The 20610-nt window shown below is 63.4% G+C and carries 16 protein-coding genes and 1 pseudogene; 6 read left to right on the forward strand and 11 right to left on the reverse strand.

What is annotated here, in order from left to right; translation table 11 throughout:
- Positions 1-54 precede the first annotated feature (54 nt).
- From sutA to glnK, 4 genes are all read right to left on the reverse strand, one after another.
- Entirely contained in the window at positions 55-378 is a 324-nt protein-coding gene (sutA, locus tag KI242_RS30530; protein WP_007926654.1) for a transcriptional regulator SutA, read from the reverse strand.
- Between the two features lie 102 nt (positions 379-480).
- On the reverse strand, positions 481-906 hold the full coding sequence (locus KI242_RS30535; protein ID WP_011064190.1) for a secondary thiamine-phosphate synthase enzyme YjbQ: 426 nt from the start codon (positions 904-906) through the stop codon (positions 481-483).
- Between the two features lie 209 nt (positions 907-1115).
- Complete coding sequence (locus KI242_RS30540) at positions 1116-2453, reverse strand: ammonium transporter (RefSeq protein ID WP_011064191.1); 1338 nt, start codon at positions 2451-2453, stop codon at positions 1116-1118.
- Positions 2454-2486: 33 nt separating this feature from the next.
- Positions 2487-2825, reverse strand: a complete 339-nt coding sequence (gene glnK, locus KI242_RS30545) for a P-II family nitrogen regulator (protein ID WP_002555808.1) — start codon at positions 2823-2825, stop codon at positions 2487-2489.
- A gap of 416 nt (positions 2826-3241) precedes the next feature.
- Between glnK and KI242_RS30550 the strand changes: the two genes are divergently transcribed.
- Both KI242_RS30550 and KI242_RS30555 read left to right on the forward strand, forming a co-directional pair.
- Complete coding sequence (locus tag KI242_RS30550) at positions 3242-3502, forward strand: accessory factor UbiK family protein (protein ID WP_011064192.1); 261 nt, start codon at positions 3242-3244, stop codon at positions 3500-3502.
- A gap of 186 nt (positions 3503-3688) precedes the next feature.
- A complete protein-coding gene (locus KI242_RS30555; RefSeq protein WP_011064193.1) occupies positions 3689-5182 on the forward strand; it encodes a YifB family Mg chelatase-like AAA ATPase in 1494 nt (497 codons plus the stop codon).
- A gap of 4 nt (positions 5183-5186) precedes the next feature.
- On the opposite strand, the gene KI242_RS30560 is transcribed toward KI242_RS30555, so the two are convergent.
- Both KI242_RS30560 and KI242_RS30565 read right to left on the reverse strand, forming a co-directional pair.
- Entirely contained in the window at positions 5187-6401 is a 1215-nt protein-coding gene (locus KI242_RS30560; protein WP_161466780.1) for an aldose 1-epimerase family protein, read from the reverse strand.
- A gap of 112 nt (positions 6402-6513) precedes the next feature.
- Complete coding sequence (locus KI242_RS30565; RefSeq protein ID WP_011064195.1) at positions 6514-7092, reverse strand: TetR family transcriptional regulator C-terminal domain-containing protein; 579 nt, start codon at positions 7090-7092, stop codon at positions 6514-6516.
- A 135-nt stretch (positions 7093-7227) separates the two neighbouring features.
- Between KI242_RS30565 and KI242_RS30570 the strand changes: the two genes are divergently transcribed.
- On the forward strand, positions 7228-8154 hold the full coding sequence (locus KI242_RS30570; RefSeq protein WP_170866332.1) for an ABC transporter six-transmembrane domain-containing protein: 927 nt from the start codon (positions 7228-7230) through the stop codon (positions 8152-8154).
- Positions 8155-8157: 3 nt separating this feature from the next.
- On the opposite strand, the gene KI242_RS30575 is transcribed toward KI242_RS30570, so the two are convergent.
- The 3 genes from KI242_RS30575 to KI242_RS30585 form a co-directional block, all read right to left on the reverse strand.
- A complete protein-coding gene (locus KI242_RS30575) occupies positions 8158-9126 on the reverse strand; it encodes a phosphatidylinositol-specific phospholipase C domain-containing protein (RefSeq protein WP_053160431.1) in 969 nt (322 codons plus the stop codon).
- A 119-nt stretch (positions 9127-9245) separates the two neighbouring features.
- Positions 9246-11222, reverse strand: a complete 1977-nt coding sequence (locus KI242_RS30580) for a methyl-accepting chemotaxis protein (protein ID WP_072443471.1) — start codon at positions 11220-11222, stop codon at positions 9246-9248.
- Positions 11223-11414: 192 nt separating this feature from the next.
- A complete protein-coding gene (locus KI242_RS30585; protein ID WP_011064199.1) occupies positions 11415-12335 on the reverse strand; it encodes a LysR substrate-binding domain-containing protein in 921 nt (306 codons plus the stop codon).
- Between the two features lie 150 nt (positions 12336-12485).
- Between KI242_RS30585 and KI242_RS30590 the strand changes: the two genes are divergently transcribed.
- On the forward strand, positions 12486-13892 hold the full coding sequence (locus tag KI242_RS30590; protein ID WP_011064200.1) for a NorM family multidrug efflux MATE transporter: 1407 nt from the start codon (positions 12486-12488) through the stop codon (positions 13890-13892).
- 18 nt (positions 13893-13910) lie between these two features.
- Here KI242_RS30590 and KI242_RS30595 read toward each other — a convergent pair whose 3' ends face one another.
- Complete coding sequence (locus tag KI242_RS30595; protein ID WP_011064201.1) at positions 13911-15584, reverse strand: bifunctional diguanylate cyclase/phosphodiesterase; 1674 nt, start codon at positions 15582-15584, stop codon at positions 13911-13913.
- 268 nt (positions 15585-15852) lie between these two features.
- Between KI242_RS30595 and rep the strand changes: the two genes are divergently transcribed.
- A complete protein-coding gene (gene rep / locus KI242_RS30600) occupies positions 15853-17862 on the forward strand; it encodes a DNA helicase Rep (RefSeq protein WP_011064202.1) in 2010 nt (669 codons plus the stop codon).
- A gap of 56 nt (positions 17863-17918) precedes the next feature.
- Positions 17919-18491, forward strand: coding sequence for a xanthine phosphoribosyltransferase (locus KI242_RS30605; protein ID WP_011064203.1), 573 nt, complete (start codon positions 17919-17921; stop codon positions 18489-18491).
- A gap of 105 nt (positions 18492-18596) precedes the next feature.
- On the opposite strand, the pseudogene KI242_RS30610 reads toward KI242_RS30605, so the two are convergent.
- Positions 18597-20527: pseudogene (locus KI242_RS30610) on the reverse strand (acetyl-CoA hydrolase/transferase C-terminal domain-containing protein).
- Positions 20528-20610 lie beyond the last annotated feature (83 nt).

A 20610-nucleotide genomic window follows, 5' to 3' on the forward strand; every position in this document is an offset into this window, starting at 1 on the left:
CCATGAAAAAGCCCGCAGCGACGGCGGGCTTTTTCAGCAAGCAAGGTGCAAGGCTCAGATAGGCCGGCTGCCGTACTTGTTATCAGGCTTCTTGGGCGGATCGGCGACCACGTTGGCCTCGACTTCCTGCACTTTGCCGCCACGGGCCAGGAACTCTTCCATGGCACGCGCCAGTGCATCACGCTCCTTGTTCTTGGCTTCTACACTCGGCAGCTCGTCTACCGAGACGGCAGCCTTGGCCTTGCCTTTGGCGGTTGGAGCAGGAACATCACTGCCATCGTCTTCCGCCACATCGTCGGCAGCCGCTTCAAGACCTTCTTCGGTTTCGTCTTCGTCACCTACTTCGAGGTCGTCGTTTTCCAGATCATCGTCGCTCATGTTCTACCTCATGACTTGCGAAAAGCAGATTAGTTATAGCCCAGCTGTGCCGACTGTCGAAGGCCGCTGGAAAAAAATCAACGTCCACTGATACTCAGCGGCTTATGCCTTATCACCGTGCAAGGTGGCAAGGACTTTGCGAGCACCGCCATGATCGCGATGCTCGCCCAGATAAACGCCTTGCCAGATGCCCAACGCCAGACGCCCCGCCGCTACCGGCAAAGTCAGCTGACAGCCTAGCAAACTGGCCTTGAAGTGCGCCGGCAGGTCATCCGCGCCTTCGTCGTTATGTTCGTACCCGGCCATGCCTTGAGGCACCAGGGTGTTGAAGTAACGCTCGAAGTCACGCCGTACCGCCGGATCGGCGTTCTCGTTGATGGTCAACGAGGCCGAGGTATGTTGCAGCCACAGATGCAGCAGACCAACCCGACATGCCTTCAACTCAGGCAGGCCGGCGAGCAACTCGTCCGTCACCAGATGAAAGCCCCGGGGCCTGGCCCGCAGGGTAATCAGGGTCTGTTGCCACATACCGATCTCCACGCTTCGGCGCGCATTCTAGCGCGCTCAGGGAAAAAACAAAGCGCCGAATAATCCTGCTTTAGTGTAAGCATTTGCCCTGCCGGAAATCGTCACGGCAAACACGCCAATGCTTGTCAGAAAATCCTTTCAGCCTTTCTCAATGACAAACATCAGGCAAAAAAATGCCCGGCCGGAGCCGGGCTTTTTTTCTTGCGCGATTACAGGTTGTAACCACGCTCGTTGTGTTGTGCCAGATCGAGGCCGACCGCTTCTTCTTCCTCGCTCACCCGCAGCCCCATGACCGCGTCCAGAACCTTGAGGATGATGAAGGTGACGATCGCGGTGTAAATCACCGTGAAACCCACGCCCTTGGCCTGGATCCAGACCTGAGCGGCCACATCGGTCACGGTGCCGAAGCCACCCAGGGACGGAGCAGCGAACACACCGGTGAGGATCGCACCGAGAATGCCGCCGATGCCGTGCACGCCAAAGGCGTCCAGGGAATCGTCATATCCCAGCTTGCGCTTGAGGCTGGTGGCGCAGAAGAAGCACACCACACCGGCCGCCAGACCGATGATCAGGGCGCCCATCGGGCCAACGGTACCGGCAGCCGGAGTGATTGCCACCAGGCCTGCGACCACACCCGAAGCGATGCCCAGCGCGCTAGGCTTGCCGTGGGTGATCCACTCGGCAAACATCCAGCCCAGGGCGGCGGCAGCCGTCGCGATCTGCGTTACCAGCATGGCCATGCCGGCGGTGCCGTTGGCGGCAGCGGCGGAACCGGCGTTGAAGCCGAACCAGCCGATCCACAGCATGGCTGCGCCCATCAGGGTGTAACCCAGGTTGTGTGGCGCCATCGGCGTGGTCGGGAAACCCTTGCGCTTGCCCAGCACCAGGCAGGCCACCAGGCCCGCGATACCGGCGTTGATGTGCACTACGGTGCCGCCGGCAAAGTCCAGCACGCCCCAGTCGCCCAGCAGCGAGCCCGGACCGCTCCAGACCATATGGGCGATCGGCGCATACACCAGGGTGAACCACACGCCCATGAAGATCAGCATGGCGGAGAATTTCATCCGCTCGGCGAAGGCACCGACGATCAGCGCTGGAGTGATGATGGCGAAGGTCATCTGGAAGGTGACGAACACCGCTTCAGGGAACAGCGCAGCCGGGCCGGTCAGGCTGGCCGGGGTGATGCCCGCCAGGAAGGCCTTGGAGAAACCGCCCACAAAGGAATTGAGGTTGACCACGCCGGCTTCCATCCCGGTGGTGTCGAACGCCATGCTGTAGCCGTAGATGAACCACAGGACAGTGATCAGGCCGGTAATGGCGAAGCACTGCATCATTACCGAAAGAATGTTTTTCGACCGCACCATGCCGCCGTAGAACAGCGCAAGGCCAGGAATGGTCATGAACAGCACCAGGGCTGTGGAAGTCAGCATCCAGGCGGTATCGCCGGAGTTGAGGACTGGAGCCGCCGCTTCGTCTGCCGCCATGGCCAGGCCTGGCATTACGAGGGACAAAAGGGCTCCTAGCCCTGCGAATTTACGCAGAGTCATATTGTTTTCTCCTGGGGCGTTGGGTTTGGCGGCTTAGATTGCGTCGGTATCGGTTTCGCCGGTACGGATGCGAATAGCCTGTTCCAGATTGACCACGAAGATCTTGCCGTCACCGATCTTGCCGGTGTTGGCGGCCTTGGTTATCGCCTCGATAACCCGGTCAAGATCCTTGTCGTCAATGGCGACATCGATCTTCACCTTGGGCAGGAAATCCACCACGTACTCCGCACCGCGATACAGCTCGGTGTGACCCTTCTGCCGGCCGAAGCCTTTGACTTCAGTGACGGTAATGCCCTGCACGCCGATCTCGGACAGCGACTCGCGCACGTCGTCCAACTTGAACGGCTTGATGATGGCAGTGACTAGCTTCATGAAACTCTCTCCCGAATTGGTGGACTTGCCCCAGGAAAACAAACCCGACTCAAGTCTAAGCGCAGTGCCTGGCTTTGTAACGCACCGTCGGCCTTCCTCAGCCCGACCGACGCCAGCTAACCGCTGTCTGACGAAACACTCCCCGCTCCGCCTGCCGCACTGCATTCGTCACAGCGACTGCATCAGTGCATGGGTCACCAGGGTCTAAGCAGAAAGCTTGCCAGCTCGGGAAAAATCAGTGATTTCAGTCCCTTGCCCCGAGCCGGCAGGGAATGCGGGAAAACGGCACCCGGGATACGCACAAAAACGGTGCGCTGGCGCCCGGCCAGATGCGCGAAAAACGTGCAACCCGGGGCCACCTGGAGCGTCGTTGCTGCGTGATACACTGCGGGCCGACTGCAATTCAGGAATCTCCCATGCTCGCGCCCAAAGACCTTCTCGACGCCCTGAGCGGCCACGCCTCGCGGTTGCTCAGCGGTGAAACACCCCTGCCCCGCAATGAAATCGAAAGCCAGCTCAAGGCCCTGCTACAAAGCGGCTTCAGCAAGCTGGACCTGGTCAGCCGGGAAGAATTCGACAGCCAGATGGTGGTCCTGGCCCGCACTCGCGCGCGCCTGGAAAGCCTCGAAGCCAAGGTGGCGGAGCTGGAAGCCCGGCTGAACCCGGCAGCGCAATGATCTGAATCCGGGTTCGCCGGCAGGCCGGCTCCTACAGACCTGTCCTGTAGGAACTGGCTTGCCGGCGAAGGCTCGTGCACCGACGACATATCCTGTGCCCATTCGGGCGCTCCTCTGGCCAGCCCCCTCATCTATCCTTGCAGCACCGCAGGACGCGGTTCCCGCTGTCGCAAGGAAGCTCTCCCCATGTCCCTGGCAATCATCCACAGCCGTGCCCAGGTCGGCGTCCAGGCTCCGGCTGTCAGTGTTGAAGTGCACCTGGCCAACGGCTTGCCGAGCCTGACCCTGGTGGGCCTGCCGGAAGCCGCGGTCAAGGAAAGCAAGGACCGGGTGCGCAGCGCCATCCTCAATGCCGGGTTCAACTTTCCGGCCCGGCGCATCACCCTCAACCTGGCGCCGGCGGACCTGCCCAAGGACGGCGGGCGCTTCGATCTGGCCATCGCCCTGGGCATCCTTGCCGCCAGCGTGCAGGTACCGGCCCTGGCCCTGGACAACATCGAATGCCTGGGGGAGCTGGCACTCTCCGGCGCGGTGCGCCCGGTACGCGGCGTACTGCCCGCCGCACTGGCGGCACGCGACGCCGGGCATACCCTGCTGGTGCCCCGGGCCAATGCCGAAGAAGCCTGCCTGGCCAGCGGCCTAAAGGTGATCGCTGTGGATCATCTGCTGGAGGCCGTTGCCCATTTCAACGGCCACGCGCCGATTGCGCCCTATGTCAGCGACGGCCTGGTGCAGAGCCACTTCCCCTACCCCGATCTCAGCGAAGTGCAAGGCCAGCTCGCCGCCAAGCGCGCCCTGCTGATCGCCGCGGCGGGCGCCCACAACCTGTTGTTCAGCGGCCCGCCAGGCACCGGCAAGACCCTGTTGGCCAGCCGCTTGCCCGGCCTGCTGCCACCGCTGCAGGAAGATGAAGCCCTGGAAGTCGCGGCGATCCAGTCGGTGGCCAGCCACAAGCCCCTGCGCTACTGGCCACAGCGGCCGTTTCGCCAGCCCCACCATTCGGCTTCAGGTGCGGCACTGGTCGGAGGCGGCTCGAAACCCCAGCCCGGGGAAATCACCCTGGCCCATCACGGCGTGCTGTTTCTCGATGAACTGCCGGAGTTCGACCGCAAGGTCCTGGAAGTGCTGCGCGAGCCCATGGAGTCCGGGCAGATCGTCATTGCCCGAGCCCGGGACCGGGTGCAGTTCCCGGCACGCTTCCAATTGGTGGCAGCGATGAACCCCTGCCCCTGTGGATATCTTGGCGAGCCCAGCGGACGCTGCCGTTGCACACCGGAGCAGATCCAGCGCTATCGCAACAAGTTATCCGGGCCGCTGCTGGATCGCATCGACCTGCACCTGACCGTGGCCCGCGAAGCCACCGCCCTCAACCCCGAGCCGCAACCGGGCAATGACAGCGCCGCAGCCGCCACCAGGGTCGCCGGGGCTCGCGAGCTGCAACGCGAGCGCCAGGGCTGCGCCAACGCCTTTCTCGACCTGCCCGGCCTGCGTCGCCACTGCAAATTATCCACCACCGACGAGCGCTGGCTGGAAGCGGCCTGCGAACGCCTGGGCCTGTCGTTGCGGGCCGCTCACCGTTTGCTCAAGGTGGCGCGTACCCTGGCGGACCTGGAACAGGCCGCGCGAATCAGCCGCGAGCACCTGGCCGAAGCCCTGCATTACCGGCCCAGCGCCGATTGAAGGTTCATTCCCGGGGCAGGTCTACCAAGGGTGTTGACCGCACTTCGGTCTGACGCCCATCCTGGATCTGGCTGACACGGCTCAGGGCTTTATCCACCGCGGCTTTATCGGCCAACAGGCTGTAGCGAATCTGGAATTGCCGCTGCTCCTTGGCGCCAATGCTCGGCACTAGATGCAACGGGCGCTGGTAACGGCGGTTGTAGGAAAAGCTGGTGCCCGGTTCCAAACCCGTCACATAACCCTGGCCCTGGGTGTCGGTGTTTTTCCACAGGGAAAACACCGGCAGTTGTCGAGTGTTGAAGCCCAGGGAAACACCCAGGCTCCCGGCCTTGTTGTGCAACACCGTCAGGGTCTCGCCCTGGGCGTCGGCGAAGGGCACGAGGTTGTACACGGTTTCGTCGTAGTCGCGGGTCGGGCCGCGATAGGTCTGCCAGTCCGCCAGGTCGGCCCGGGCCTTGTCATTGAACGGCGAAACCTGCTTCACCGGCGCGGCGAACTTCGCCCCCTGCTCCAGGAACGGCGTGCTGAAGTTACTGTGGTAGAGCGCCTGGTATTCCTTGGGGTAGTCGCCGTTGTTGGTCAGGGTGTCGTTGAGCGCAAACCGGGTGCTGCCGGGTTCGGTCACCAGTTCGGTGGCGACACTGAAATCGACCTTCTTGAACGCCTGCTCCTTGAGCTCGCCCCGCAGGTGAATGGCATACGGCGGTTGCTCGTCGATATGCAGCGTGACCTTGCTCGCCGGGATGTTGGCAGCGCGGCCGTGCAGGGTCAGCAGCTCGCCATTGTCCAGGCCCGGGTGCCCGACCCACTCATAGCCACAGCGGGCCACCAGTTCGTTGAAGCCCTCCAGCCAGCCCAGGCCGCCGCGGCCGTTAAGCTCGATGAAGGCCGGGTTGACCACCTCCTTGACCGGCGAATCCCAGCCCAGGCGCACATCGCCCACCGAAGCCTGCAGCACGTTCATGCCCCGGGTCGGCACCACCGAGAGCTGCATCACGCCGTTGTCGATGTCGACGATGCTCACCCCCTCCTGGCGTCCGCCATGCAGGGTGCGCAGGGTCACGGAAAACGGCCGCTCGGTCTTGACCCCCAACTGTTCACTGGTCAGGTGCAGGTTGCGGGGAGCCTTGTCGGTATCGAGCAATACATAGTCCCAGGCCATGGCGTGGGAGGTGGCGGCCAGCGCGCCAAGGGTGACCAGCAGTTTCAGCGGAGTCATGCAGGAGTGCCTTTTTTGGAGTTGTGCGGTTTTTATAGCCCTGAAGAATCGTTTCAGCAAGGCCAAAAACCCCAACTAGCCGGACAAACTCCACTCCGCTGGCCGTTTCCTGTCAGCCCTCGAATCCCAGCAGCAGGCCAGCCACTTCCATGACTTCCTGCAACGCCGACTGGGCAGCTTCGGGGGAAGCCCGCAGCAACAGGTCATCGGCGTAACCCATGGTCTGGGCGAACAGTTGCCTTGCCGCGCGCTCGGGGCTGGCGCAGCGGAATACCCCCGTGCGGACCCCATCGGCAATGATCGCCGCCAGCATGTCCCGCCACTGGCCGTTGATCCTCAGGTAGGCCTGCGCCAGCTCGGCGTCATGCATGGCTTCGTCCCAGGCATCGAGCCACAGCGCCCAGCCGGCTTCGGCGGAATCGGGCAGGCAGTCACGGAGAAACCCCAGCAAGGCGTCCATGGGCGCGGCACCGCGCAGGGGCTGGCCCACCGCCTCCAACTGGTCATCGGCAAACCGCACGAAGGCTTCGCGGCGCAGCCCCTTCCAGTCACTGAAGTAGTGATAGACGTGGCTGCGAGACAGCCCCGCATGCTCGGCCAGGTCCCGGGTGGAAACCTCGGCGAAACCCTTGCTGCGGAATAATTCCAGGGCCGCCTGGATGATCTGGTCTTTACGGTCGTTACGCGACATGTGCAATCAGGCCTCTTGGCGCCAGGATGGACGGCGCTTGCATTTTGAGCGTTCGCTCAAAGATAATTGAGCAGTCGCTCAAAGATAATTGAGCAGTCGCTCAATATTAACCGTTATCACTCTTGTGGTGCACTCATGTCCGCCGTCACCCCACTCATCGTCGTGGATCCAACCCAGAAAATCGGCCAGCAGACCGCCAGCCAGACCCTCAAGGCCATTGCTCGGGCCTATCCGGGCAAGCTATTCGTCACCTTGTCCCTGGTGGCCCTGGAAAACGCCCTGCTGCTGGCCTACCCGCTGTTCGCCGGCTTCGCCGTGGATTCGATCCTGCGGGGCGACGCTGCCCATGCGCTGATCTATGCCCTGGTGGTGCTGGGCTTCTGGGTAGTGGGCGCGGCGCGGCGCGCGGTGGACACCCGTACCTTCACCCGCATCTACGCGGACCTGGCGGTGCCGGTGATTCTCAACCAGCGCCTGCAACAGCAGGACACCTCCACCGCCGCGGCGCGGGTGGTGCTGGCCCGGGAGTTCGTCGACTTCTTCGAAAAGCACGTGCCGACCATCGCCACGGCCCTGGTGTCGATCGTCGGGGCGGCAGTGATGCTGCTGGTGATCGAACCCTGGATCGGCCTCGCCTGCCTCACGGCGCTGTTGCTGTGCATGACCCTGCTGCCACGTTTTGCCCGGCGCAACCAGCAACTGCACGAACGCCTGAATAACCGGCTGGAAAAGGAAATCGGCCTGGTGGCCAGGGTCGGCGCGGTCTCGCTGCAGCGTCACTATCGCCTGCTGTCGCGGCTGCGCATCGGGCTCTCGGATCGGGAAGCCGCGGCCTATCTGTTCCTTGGCGCTGTGGCAGCGGTGCTGTTCGTCATTGCCATCAGCCAGTTGGCGCTGTCGCCCGAGATCAAGGCCGGCCATGTGTATGCGGTGATGACCTACCTGTGGACCTTTGTCAGCAGCGTCGATGAAGCACCGACCATGGTCGATCAACTGGCGCGCCTGCGGGACATCGGCAAGCGCGTGGACCCGGGGCTCGGTGAACCGACCGAACCCCGGTGAAGCTCAGAACGGCCGGATGCGATAGCCGCCGGAGTTCTGCTCGGCGAACTTGTAGTAGGCCGAGAGGTTGACCTTCTCGCTGATGTGCTGGGCGAACGACACCCCGTCATCGCCCCAGACCCGGCCCACATGGCTGTAGGCAAAGGCCTGGGCCGCCCACTTCTTGTCGCCCTTGGACATGTTGTTCATGGCCACGTAGCCGGACGACTGGCCGGACATGCCACTGACCTTGCCGCTGACATCGTTCTGGCCATTGGTCACCGGCGAGATGAACACCTTGGCGCTGGAAGTCCGGGCCTCGGCGTACTGCGAGAGCTTCTGGTTTTCCGAGTGGTTGAGCACCAGCAGGACCTTGCCCTGAAGCTGGCTGGCGGTGGGCCAGGACTTGCCCTTGAGGTTGCCCTGCAAGGCGCTTGCGCTGCTGCCGATGTGCGTGGCCAGGTCCTGGGGGGTATAGAGCTTGCCCTGGAAGACCCGGGTCACCAGCTCATCGAAATCCTTGGGCGTGCGCCCCGAGCTTTCCTTCGACCAGCCCTGCTTCTTGTCGAGGATCACCGTGATGGGAAAGTGCCCGGGGTGGTTGTCGCTCCAGTTCTTGACGTCGTTGAGGCAGGCTTCGAGATCGTTCTTGCCGGTGCCATCGCCCGTGCAATTGTTGTCGTTGCCGGACTGGAACAGGGTGCCGGGGTTGTGCCGCACGAACCAGTGCCGGGGCGAGCCGCCGGTCACCGCATCGCGCTGGTCCCAGAAGTCCAGTTCCAGGGTGCGCACACTGTCGAGCACGCTGCTGAAGGTGCTTGCGTATTGCTTCTCGTAGCAGTTGTGACAGGCCACCTGGGCGATGCCGTTGAACGGGGTATTCCAGGTAGCCGGGGCGATGAACGCCGGGCTTTCCTGGCTGAACGCCGCCGGGCTGAGCAAGAGTGCCGACAGCGCCAGGGCGCGGGGGACGAAACGGGAAAGATGAGTCATGCCAGCTCCTGCTGAAAGGGAGGTCCTTGGGGCAAACCACTGCTCATCTGTTTTAGTCGAATCAAGCCTCATTGCAACTTTCGCCCCCCAACCCGGATTGAGGGGCGAGGCGGCAGCCGTCAGCGGAAGCGATCGACTTCCTGGCGCAGGTCCGCGGCCAGGGTTTCCAGCTCACGGGCAGTGACCGCCAGGTTGGACACCACTTCACGCTGCTCGCTGTTGGCCTGGGCAATGCTCTGCAGATTGCTGCTGAGTACCGTGGCGGTGCTGCTCTGCTCCTGGGTCGCGGTAGTGATGGCGGCAAACTGCTCGCCGGCGCTGCGGCTCTGCTCGTCGATCAGGGCCAGGGCCGAGGCCACGTCGGCGTTGCGCGACAGGCCTTCCTGCATCAGGCGGTTGCCCTGCTCCATGGTCTGGATGGCGTGGCCGGTTTCCTGCTGGATGCTGTTGATCATCTGGGAGATTTCATCCGTGGCTTCACGGGTACGCGAGGCCAGGTTGCGTACCTCATCCGCCACCACGGCAAAACCGCGGCCCTGCTCACCGGCCCGGGCGGCCTCGATAGCGGCATTCAGGGCCAGCAGGTTGGTCTGGTCGGCAATCGCGGTGATCACTCCGACAATTCCTCCGATCTCCTGGGAGCGCTGGCCCAGGGTGTTGATCACCGTGGCCGTGCTGTTGAGGGCTCCGGCGATCTGTTCCAGGGAAGACGAGGCCTCTTGCATGGAGGTGCGGCCAATATGGGTCTGCTGGGCGTTTTCCTGGGCCAGGCGCTGGGTACTGCCCATGTTGTCGGCGATGTTCAGCGAGGTGGCGCTGAACTCCTCCACCGCCCCGGCCATGCTGGTGATCTCGCCGGACTGCTGCTCCATGCCTTCATATGCACCGCTGGACAAGCCGGACAGCACCTGGGCCCGGCCATTGACCTCGGCGGCAGAGCGGCGGATGTGCTCGACCATGGTCGACAGGGCTTCGCCCATCTGGTTGAAGCTGCGGGCCAACTGGCCGATTTCGTCATGGCTGGCAACGTTCAGCCGTGCGCTCAGGTCACCGCCGCCCAGGGCCTGGGCCTGGCGCACCAGGTCGCTCAGCGGTGCCAGCTTGCTGCGCAGCAGCCAGACCGTAGCGCCCACCGCCAGCAGCATGGCCAGCAGGCTGCCGATCACCAGCCGAATACCAACGCTCCAGGTCACCGCGCGGATCTCTGCCTTGGGCATGCTCGCCACCACCGACCAGGGGCCCCCCTCGAACGGCACTGCCAGGCTGTAGAAGTCTTCGCCCTGATCACTCCAGAAACGCCCCTTGCCCGGCTCCTTGGCCGCTTGCGCCATGACCTGCGCCGCCTGCTCCGGCGCCTGCACGCCGGCCGGTGGCACCAGCCACTTGTTCTGCTCGTCGAGCAGGGCCAGGGAGCCGCTCTGGCCGATGCGGAAGCGCTTGAGGTTGGCGAACTGGGCATTTTGCGCATCGGTGTAATCGAAGCCGACAAACAGCACCGCGATGACCTTGCCGCTGCGGTCCAGCACCGGGGTGTACTGGGTCATGTAGAAGCGTTCGAAGAGCAAGGCCCGGCCCACATAACCCTGGCCCGCCATGAGTTTCTGATAGGCCGGGTGGGCATGGTCGAGCAAGGTGCCGATGGCGCGGCTGCCATCCTGCTTGCTCAGGGAGGTACTGACCCGCACGAAGTCATCGCCACTGCGCACGAACAAGGTCGCCACACCGGCGGTCATCTGCTTGAACTGGTCGACTTCGGCGAAGTTGTTGTTCAGCACCACATCCCCCAGGTGCAATCCCGGGGTCTGCACCCCGGCCACGCTCACCGGTTGTTCCGGATGCAGGCTCAGGCCGCTGCTGAAGCGGTTTTCGAACAGGCCGCTGAGGCGCTGGGTGCTCTCGCGCAGGCTGCCGTGGAACGTGTTGAGCTGATCGGCCAGCAGGCGGGCTTCACTGGCCAGGTGTTCCTCTCGGGTGTCGAGGTTCGCCGAGTCCAGCGAACGCAAGGCGAACAGGGTGCTGCCGCTGATCACCAGGGCGAGTATCAAGGCAAGGGCGAGCCCTAGCTGAGAGGCTATGCGGGCACGGGGTTGGGACATGATGGCTCCTTGCCGAGAAGGCGGATCATCCTGATCGGTCAGCACCCTCGGCAGTCATAATTCTAAGATTTTTAATCAGTTAGGACCTTCCTGAACGCTGGTTCCATAACCCATGGATTCGGCGGCACAAGCCAATACTTGAGCGCTTTGCAGGGATATTTGCACGCCCCGCCAGCCGGGTACTGCAACGTTTCAGCCCAGGCGCTCTACGGCGGGCAGTTGCATGGCCTGGACCTCGCCCTGAAGGAAGTCGCTGAGGCGCCGCAAACGCTCGCCTCCGGGCCGGGTCCTGGGCCACACCAGATAGTAGTTCAGGCCACTGGCCACCGCTGTCGGCCAGGGCAGGCTCAAGCGACCCTGGGCCACATCCTCGGCCACCATCAGCAAGTCCCCCATGGACACGCCATAACCCCGCGCAGCGGCAATCATCCCCAGCTCCAGGGTGTCGAACACCTGCCCGCCCTTGAGGGACACCTGGTCGGTCAGGCCCATGTGCTCCAGCCAACTGCGCCAGTCGCGGCGGTCCGGGGTCGGGTGCAACAGCTCGGTGGCGGCCAGGCGCGCCACGTCCCAGGGCTGATCATTGAGCAGGTTCGGCGCGCCCACCGGAATCAGCAGTTCGGGAAACAGGTAGCTGGCCTCCCAGTCCGGGGGGAAGTGGCCATTGCTCAGCAGCACCGCGCAGTCGAAGGGCTCCTGGTTGAAGTCCACCGAGTCCACGTCCATCCAGGCACTGGTGAGCTGCACCTCATTGCCCGGCTGCAAATGGCGGAAGCGGCTGAGTCGCGCCAACAGCCAGCGCATGGTCAGGGTCGAGGGCGCCTTCATGCGCAAGATGTCATCTTCGGCACGCAGGGTATTGCAGGCCCGTTCCAGGGCACCGAAGCCCTCGCGTATCCCCGGCAGCAGCAAGCGCGCCGCCTCGGTCAGTTGCAAGTTGCGCCCGCTGCGCTGGAACAGCCGGCAAGCGAAGTGATCCTCCAGGGTCCGGATATGCCGGCTGACCGCACTCTGGGTGATCGACAGCTCTTCGGCTGCCCGGGTGAACGAGCTGTGCCGGGCCGCTGCCTCGAAGGCGCGCAGGGCATACAGCGGAGGAAGACGACGGGACATGCAGGCACTCCAGGACGGGACAGGGCCACGCTACCAGAAAGTGCTTCGCATGAGTTTTAATCATGCCAGCAATCGTTTTTATCCCTTTGTGCTATGGGCCAAGAGCGCCGAGAATCAGCGCTCTCCCGGACTTTCTCCTGATCGAGCCTGATGACCATGCAGCATCCAGCACGTACCGAACTCTGGGCCATCCTGCGGCTGGCGGGGCCGCTGATCGCCTCGCAGCTGGCGCACATGCTGATGGTCCTCACCGACACCCTGATGATGGCCCGCCTGAGCCCCGAGGCCCTGGCCGGCGGCGGCCTGGGTGCGGCCAGCTACTCCTTCGTATCAATCTTCTGCATCGGCGTGATTGCCGCGGTGGGCACACTGGTAGCAATCCGCCAGGGCGCTGGCGACATCGAGGGCGCAGCGCGCCTGACCCAGGCCGGGCTCTGGCTGGCCTGGCTGATGGCCCTGGTGGCCGGCCTGCTGCTGTGGAACCTCAAGCCGCTGCTGTTGCTGTTCGGCCAGACCGAAAGCAACGTCCACGCCGCCGGCCAGTTCCTGCTGATCCTGCCGTTCGCCCTGCCCGGCTACCTGAGTTTCATGGCCCTGCGCGGCTTCACCAGCGCCATCGGCCGGGCCACGCCGGTGATGGTCATCAGCCTGGGCGGCACCGTGGCCAACTTCCTCCTCAACTACGCGCTGATCACCGGCATGTTCGGCCTGCCCAAGCTCGGCCTGGTGGGCATTGGCCTGGTGACCGCCATCGTCGCCAACTGCATGGCCGTGGCCCTGGCCTGGCACATCAAGCGCCACCCGGCCTACGCCGCCTACCCGCTGCGCCAGGGCCTATCCCGGCTGAACACCCATTACCTGCGGGAGCTGTGGCGCCTGGGCCTGCCCATCGGCGGCACCTACGCGGTGGAAGTCGGGCTGTTTGCCTTCGCCGCCCTGTGCATGGGCACCATGGGCAGCACGCAACTGGCAGCGCACCAGATCGCCCTGCAGATCGTCTCGGTGGCGTTCATGGTGCCGGCGGGGATTTCCTACGCCATCACCATGCGCATCGGCCAGCATTACGGCGCCGGGCAATTGCTCGATGCACGATTGGCCGGGCGCGTGGGCATCGCCTTTGGCGCGGTGGCGATGCTGGGGTTCGCCATGATCTTCTGGCTGCTGCCGAACCAACTGATCGGGCTGTTCCTCGACCACAACGACCCGGCCTTCGCCGAGGTGATCCGGCTGGCCGTGAGCCTGCTGGCGGTGGCCGCCTGGTTCGAGCTGTTCGACGGCACCCAGACCATTGCCATGGGCGCGATCCGTGGCCTCAAGGATGCCAAGACCACCTTCCTGGTGGGCCTGGGCTGCTACTGGCTGATTGGCGCACCTTCGGCCTGGCTGATGGCCTTCACCCTGGGCTGGGGGCCGACCGGTGTCTGGTGGGGCCTGGCCCTGGGGCTGGCGTGTGCGGCCATCAGCCTGACCCTGGCATTCGAGTGGCGGATGCGCCGCATGATCCGGCGTGAGCCGCCCGTGCCGGCCATGACTCTCCAGGCCGGCCAGGCGGATTGAGCCCGAACCGGCGCCGGTTTAAACCGTCCCTTCCTGCAGCGCCTGCTGGCTGCTGCCGAAGGTCAGATAGTCCATCAGTTCCGCCAGGGGCAGCGGCTTGCTGATCAGATAGCCCTGGGCCTGGTCGCAACCAAAGCCCCGCAGCAAGGCCAGCTGTTCCGCCGTCTCCACGCCTTCGGCCACCACATTCAGGTTCAGGTTATGGGCCAGGTTGATCATGGCGTGGACCAGCTTGCGGTTCTCTTCGCGCTGCTCCATGCCGCCGACAAAGCTCTTGTCCACCTTGAGCAGGGTAATGGGCAGGCTGTTGAGGTGGACGAAGGAAGAGAAGCCGGTACCGAAATCGTCCAGGGAGAAACGCACTCCCAGGCGCCCCAGGGCATCCATGGTCTGCTTCACCAGGTCACTGCGGCGCATCACTGCGGTCTCGGTCAATTCGAATTCCAGCCACTGGGCCTCGACTCCGCGCTCGGCAATCAGGCGGCTCAGGGTCGAGAGCAGTTGGCTGTCCTGGAACTGGCGGAACGACAGGTTCACCGCCATGTGCAACGGCGGCAGGCCGCGTTCACGCAGGGCCTGCATGTCCCGCAGCGCACGGGAAATCACCCAGTAGCCCAGAGGCACGATCAGCCCGCTCTGCTCGGCCAGGGGCACGAACTCGCTGGGCGGCAACAGGCCGCGCTCGCCATGGCGCCAGCGCACCAGGGCTTCGAGGCCCACGATCTTGCCGTCATGCAGGTTCAGCCGGGGCTGGTAGTGCAGCTCCAGTTCGTCGCGGCGCAGGGCCCGGCGCAGTTCGCTTTCCAGGTCGGCCAGGCTGCGAGCGTTGCGATTGATCCGCTCGTTGAAGATATGAAAGGTGCAGCCCTGGGTGCTCTTGGCCTGTTGCATGGCGATGTGTGCATGCCACATCAGCGGGTCGGCGCCGGCATTGGCCCGGGCATGGGCAATCCCCAGGCTGCAGCCGATCAGCAGGCTTTCGCCATCGACCCAATAGGGCTCGGCCATGGCTTCGGTGATGCGCTCGGCCATCCACTCGGCCCGCTGTGGAGCGCGGCGGGTGTCGATGAGCAAGGCAAACTCATCACTGCCCAGGCGGGCCAGTTGATCGCCGGCCTCAAGCTGGCTTTTCAGGCGCGAGACCACCTGCAGGATCAGCCGGTCGCCGGCCTGGTGGCCCAGGGCGTCGTTGGCGTGGCGGAAATTGTCCAGGTCGAGATGGCCCAGGGCCAGGCCACGGCCTTCGTTTTCCGCCAGGCGCGCGGCCAGCAAGGTCTGGAACCCCTGGCGGTTGGCGATGCCGGTCAGGGGGTCCTGCTCTGCCAGGCGCTGCAGGGTGTTTTCCAGCAGGCCGCGCTCACGTACATGGCGCAGGCAACGGCGCAGGGCATCGGTACTCAGGCAGGAACTCACCAGCCAGTCGCTGACGCCTACAGGGGCTACGGGCGGTTCCTGGTCCAGCAGCAACACGGTGGGCAGGCTGCAACGCCCGGGGCCGGGCTGCAAATGAGGAAGGGTCAACAGGACCGCGTTGCGGTCGTCTTCAAACAAACGGCTGACAGACTCCCAGCTGGGAGCACTGATCAATACCACCGAGTCTCCCAACGGAGCGACACACTCGCGCAACAACGCTGTCCACACCGGCTCTTCAGCCAGTAGCAGCAAACGCAAGGGTTCGACAGGCTTAGACAAGCTAGCTCCCTAGACTCTGCAAATTAAGTTGGCGGCGGGCATTATGGCGCGCAAATAAACAATAACAATTGATATTGATTATCATACGCAATTTCTTGTACCGCTCTAACTCGAACATTAGACGCATATTCAGCGCGCATCCTGAGGGAAAGTATCAAAACCGGCAAATTTAGATCGCGTTGTGCGTCACAAGTCGGACAGAGGCAGCAGAATCCGTCCAGCCTGTTAAAATGCCCGCCCTTTTCGTAACCGATCCCTTTTTACCGTCATGTCCCGACTCAATCCCCGGCAGCAAGAAGCCGTGAACTATGTCGGCGGCCCTCTTTTGGTGCTCGCCGGCGCAGGCTCCGGCAAGACCAGCGTGATCACCCGCAAGATCGCGCACCTGATCCAGAATTGCGGCATCCGCGCCCAGTACATTGTCGCCATGACCTTTACCAACAAGGCCGCGCGGGAAATGAAGGAGCGGGTCGGCACCCTGCTGCGCAGCGGCGAAGGCCGTGGCCTGACGGTCTCGACCTTCCACAACCTGGGCCTGAACATCATCCGCAAGGAGCATGTGCGGCTGGGCTACAAGCCGGGCTTCTCGATCTTTGACGAGACTGACGTCAAGGCCCTGATGACCGACATCATGCAGAAGGAGTATTCCGGGGACGACGGCGTCGACGAGATCAAGAACATGATCGGCTCGTGGAAGAATGACCTGATCCTGCCCGCCGAGGCCCTGGAAAACGCCCGCAACCCCAAGGAACAGACCGCCGCCATCGTCTACACCCACTACCAGCGCACGCTCAAGGCGTTCAACGCAGTGGACTTCGACGACCTGATCCTGCTGCCGGTGAAGCTGTTCGAAGAGCACGCCGACATCCTGGAGAAATGGCAGAACAAGGTGCGCTACCTGCTGGTGGACGAATACCAGGACACCAACGCCAGCCAGTACCTGCTGGTGAAGATGCTGATCGGCAAGCGCAACCAGTTCACCGTGGTGGGCGACGATGACCAGTCGATCTACGCCTGGCGCGGCGCACGCCCGGAAAACCTGATGCTGCTCAAGGACGACTACCCGTCCCTGAAAGTGGTGATGCTGGAGCAGAACTACCGCTCCACCAGCCGTATCCTGCGCTGCGCCAACGTGCTGATCTCCAACAACCCCCACGAATTCGAAAAGCAGCTGTGGAGCGAGATGGGCCACGGCGACGAGATCCGCGTGATCCGCTGCCGCAACGAAGATGCCGAGGCCGAACGGGTGGCCATGGAAATCCTCAGCCTGCACCTGCGCACCGACCGCCCCTACAGCGACTTCGCCATTCTTTACCGGGGTAACTACCAGGCCAAGCTGATCGAACTGAAGCTGCAGCACCACCAGGTGCCCTATCGCCTGTCCGGCGGTAACAGCTTCTTCGGACGCCAGGAAGTAAAGGATCTGATGGCCTACTTCCGCCTGATCGTGAACCCGGATGACGACAACGCCTTCCTCCGGGTGATCAACGTGCCGCGCCGGGAAATCGGCTCCACGACCCTGGAAAAACTCGGCAACTACGCCACCGAACGCAAGATCTCGATGTACGCCGCCACCGACGAGATCGGCCTGGGCGAACATCTGGACAGCCGTTTCACCGACCGCCTGGCGCGCTTCAAGCGCTTCATGGACCGGGTCCGCGAACAGTGCGCCGGCGAAGACCCGATTTCCGCCCTGCGCAGCATGGTCATGGACATCGACTACGAGAACTGGCTGCGCACCAACAGCTCCAGCGACAAGGCGGCGGACTACCGGATGGGCAACGTCTGGTTCCTGATCGAGGCCTTGAAGAACACCCTGGAAAAAGACGAAGACGGCGAGATGACCGTCGAAGACGCCATCGGCAAGCTGGTCCTGCGCGACATGCTGGAACGTCAGCAGGAGGAGGAAGACGGCGCCGAGGGCGTGCAGATGATGACCTTGCATGCCTCCAAGGGTCTGGAATTTCCCTACGTGTTCATCATGGGCATGGAAGAGGAAATCCTCCCGCACCGCTCCAGTATCGAAGCCGATACCATCGAGGAAGAACGGCGCCTGGCCTATGTGGGCATTACCCGCGCGCGTCAGACCCTGGCCTTTACCTTTGCGGCCAAGCGCAAGCAGTACGGTGAAATCATCGACTGCGCGCCAAGCCGCTTCCTCGATGAGCTGCCCCCGGACGATCTGGCCTGGGAAGGCAACGACGACACCCCGACCGAAGTGAAGGCCGTTCGCGGCAATAGCGCCTTGGCGGATATACGCGCGATGTTAAAGCGTTAAAATCGACTATTTTTTAACAGACCTTTGGCCCAGACGTGGCCAGTAGAGGAAGCTCCGTGGAAGCACTGCACAAGAAAATTCGCGAAGAAGGCATCGTGCTTTCCGATCAAGTACTGAAGGTCGACGCCTTTCTGAACCATCAGATCGACCCGCAGTTGATGAAGTTGATCGGCGACGAATTCGCCACGCTGTTCAAGGATTCGGGCATCACCAAGATCGTCACCATCGAAGCCTCAGGGATAGCCCCGGCGATCATGACCGGTCTGAACCTGGGCGTGCCGGTGATCTTCGCCCGCAAGCACCAGTCCCTGACCCTGACCGAGAACCTGCTGTCGGCCACCGTGTACTCCTTCACCAAGCAGGTGGAAAGCACCGTCGCCATTTCCCCGCGGCACCTGACCAGCAGCGACCGCGTGCTGATCATCGACGACTTCCTGGCCAACGGTAAGGCGTCCCAGGCACTGATCTCGATCATCAAGCAGGCCGGCGCCACCGTGGCCGGCCTGGGCATCGTCATCGAGAAGTCGTTCCAGGGCGGTCGTGCCGAACTGGACTCCCAGGGCTACCGCGTGGAATCCCTGGCCCGGGTCAAATCCCTGGCCGGCGGCGTGGTCACCTTCATCGAGTAACCCCGCCCGCCAGAGCAACAGATTTGTGTAGGAACTGGCTTGCCAGCGAAGACGCCCTTGAGAGCAGCGCAAGACTTCAAGGCCCATTCGCCGGCAAGCCGTCTCCTACGACAAGTTGGGGGCCGTGGCCTGCAGACCCGCCAGCAGGAACCGCTGGTACAGGTCTTCACGCAGGCCTTCGGGTTTCTCCAGCCCCATGCGTTCCAAGTGCTCGGCAAACGCCGCGGGCTCCGGTGCGTCGAGTGCCGCCTTGCCCAGCTCGAGGATCTCGCTGAGCTTGAACTTGCTCTTGAGCCAGTTCAGCGCCCGCAGCAGATCGCGCTCCTGGGCGCTGAAATCACTGCCCAGCGGATACTCCGGGAACAGGTGGCGATGACGCGCCTGAATGTTCTGCAAACGCTGTGGGCTGTTGTCGGCAAAACGCGGCTCCAGACGAAAGTCCTTCGCCAGCTTGCCGGCTTTCTGTGCCTGCTCGATCAATCCGGCCTGGAAGCGTGAATCGCTGATATTGAGCAACGCCTCGATCACCTTGGCGTCCGTCTTGCCCCGCAGATCGGCGATGCCGTACTCGGTGATCACGATGTCCCGCAGGTGACGGGGGATGGTGCAGTGGCCGTATTCCCAGACAATGTTGGAGCTCACTTCCCCGCCGACTCGCGCCAGCTGCGCAGGATTAGCACCGAGCGGGCATCCGCCAGGGCATGGCCCTGGGCGACGAAGTTGTATTGCCCGCCCACCCCGCTCAGCACGCGCCCGCCCTGCAACTGGTCGGACACCGCCGCACCCATCAGGGTCATGGTGAAGGCGCTGTTGATAAAGCGCGCATCTCGGCGTTGCAGACGCTTGAGCTCCTCATGGCCATACAGCTCGTTGATGTAGCTGATGGCGGTCATGTTGAACTGCGCCAGCCTGCTCTTGGGCAGCTCCCGCAGGCGCTGATAGAAGCTGCGCGGGCCAAGGAAGAAACCGCCATGGATCGAGACCCCGCCGACAGCCGAATCCGGATCCAGGGTGCCGGCATTGGCTTGCTCTTGCAGCGCCACGGTCGGGTACACCTTGCGCCGCACGATGCCCGCGTCGGCCAGGGCCAGCAGGCCGTTGACGAACATTTCGCTGCAGCCGTAGAGCCCTTGGGCAAAGGGCTCGACACCCCCTTCGCGATCGATCAGCGGCTGCCAGTAATCCACCTGCAGGTCTGCCAGCAGTGCGCGGTAGCCCTCGTTGTCCGCCTGCCGTGCGAGCAAGGCCGCGGTCAGCGCATCGCCCATGGAGCCAATGCCGATCTGCAGGGTGCCGCCGTCGCGCACCAAGGTGCTGGCGTGCAGGCCTATGCAATGGTCCTGGATACCCACGGGCATGTTCGGCGTGGAGAACAACGTACTGCGCTCCTCCTCGTCGATCAGCAGGTCGAGGTCCGCGGCATCGATTTCCGAGTCCCCCGGCATATAGGGCAGGTCGCTGTGGACCTGGCCGAGGATCAGGATGGTTTCCCCCTGCGCCCGGCGCTTGGCAATCATCGGCAACATGTCGAGGGTGATGTCCGGGTTGCAGCTCAGGCTCAGGCGTCCCGCGTCTTGCGGGTCCCTGGCCAGCAGTTGCGCCACCAGGTTCAGACCGGCTGCGTTGATGTCCCGGGCGGCATGGCTGTAGTTGCTGCTGACGTAGTCCTGCTGCGCCGGGGCACTGTGCAGGAGGCTGCCGGGCTGCATGAAGAACTGCTCGACGCGAATGTTCGCCGGCAGGCTGTCGCGATGCAGGTCAGCGAGAAAATCCAGCTCCGGGTAGTCACCGAATACCCGTTCGACGAAGGGTTCGAGAAAGCGCTTCTGCAAACCGTCGCCCAGGGCCGGCCGGCCCAGGCTCAAAGCGGTGTAGATGGTCAGCTGGCGTTCCGGCATCCCGGCGATGCGCCGGTACAGGGCATTGGCGAAACGATTGGGTTTACCCAGCCCCAGGGGCATGCCCATGTGAATGTGTTGCGGCAAACGCGCGAGCACTTCATCCACCGCATGCTCGATAGAACAGGATTGCAGCATCTGACCCTCCGGGGACCGTCCATGAATTGAGGTTGGACCGAGCTTGCCGGGAGTTTGCTGCATTGACCAGTACACAGGGCAAA

The organism is Pseudomonas sp. Eqa60 (genome assembly GCF_018326405.1).
Classification (GTDB): Bacteria; Pseudomonadota; Gammaproteobacteria; order Pseudomonadales; family Pseudomonadaceae; genus Aquipseudomonas; species Aquipseudomonas protegens.

Excerpts from the sequence above, each read along its gene's own strand:
- KI242_RS30580 (WP_072443471.1), bottom strand. The coding sequence starts at position 11,222 with ATGTCCCAACCCCGTGCCCGCATAGCCTCTCAGCTAGGGCTCGCCCTT.
- KI242_RS30555 (WP_011064193.1), top strand. The coding sequence starts at position 3,689 with ATGTCCCTGGCAATCATCCACAGCCGTGCCCAGGTCGGCGTCCAGGCT.
- rep (WP_011064202.1), top strand. The coding sequence starts at position 15,853 with ATGTCCCGACTCAATCCCCGGCAGCAAGAAGCCGTGAACTATGTCGGC.
- KI242_RS30550 (WP_011064192.1), top strand. The coding sequence starts at position 3,242 with ATGCTCGCGCCCAAAGACCTTCTCGACGCCCTGAGCGGCCACGCCTCG.
- KI242_RS30540 (WP_011064191.1), bottom strand. The coding sequence starts at position 2,453 with ATGACTCTGCGTAAATTCGCAGGGCTAGGAGCCCTTTTGTCCCTCGTA.
- KI242_RS30590 (WP_011064200.1), top strand. The coding sequence starts at position 12,486 with ATGACCATGCAGCATCCAGCACGTACCGAACTCTGGGCCATCCTGCGG.
- KI242_RS30585 (WP_011064199.1), bottom strand. The coding sequence starts at position 12,335 with ATGTCCCGTCGTCTTCCTCCGCTGTATGCCCTGCGCGCCTTCGAGGCA.
- KI242_RS30570 (WP_170866332.1), top strand. The coding sequence starts at position 7,228 with ATGTCCGCCGTCACCCCACTCATCGTCGTGGATCCAACCCAGAAAATC.
- KI242_RS30575 (WP_053160431.1), bottom strand. The coding sequence starts at position 9,126 with ATGACTCATCTTTCCCGTTTCGTCCCCCGCGCCCTGGCGCTGTCGGCA.
- glnK (WP_002555808.1), bottom strand. The coding sequence starts at position 2,825 with ATGAAGCTAGTCACTGCCATCATCAAGCCGTTCAAGTTGGACGACGTG.
- KI242_RS30560 (WP_161466780.1), bottom strand. The coding sequence starts at position 6,401 with ATGACTCCGCTGAAACTGCTGGTCACCCTTGGCGCGCTGGCCGCCACC.
- KI242_RS30565 (WP_011064195.1), bottom strand. The coding sequence starts at position 7,092 with ATGTCGCGTAACGACCGTAAAGACCAGATCATCCAGGCGGCCCTGGAA.
- sutA (WP_007926654.1), bottom strand. The coding sequence starts at position 378 with ATGAGCGACGATGATCTGGAAAACGACGACCTCGAAGTAGGTGACGAA.
- KI242_RS30535 (WP_011064190.1), bottom strand. The coding sequence starts at position 906 with ATGTGGCAACAGACCCTGATTACCCTGCGGGCCAGGCCCCGGGGCTTT.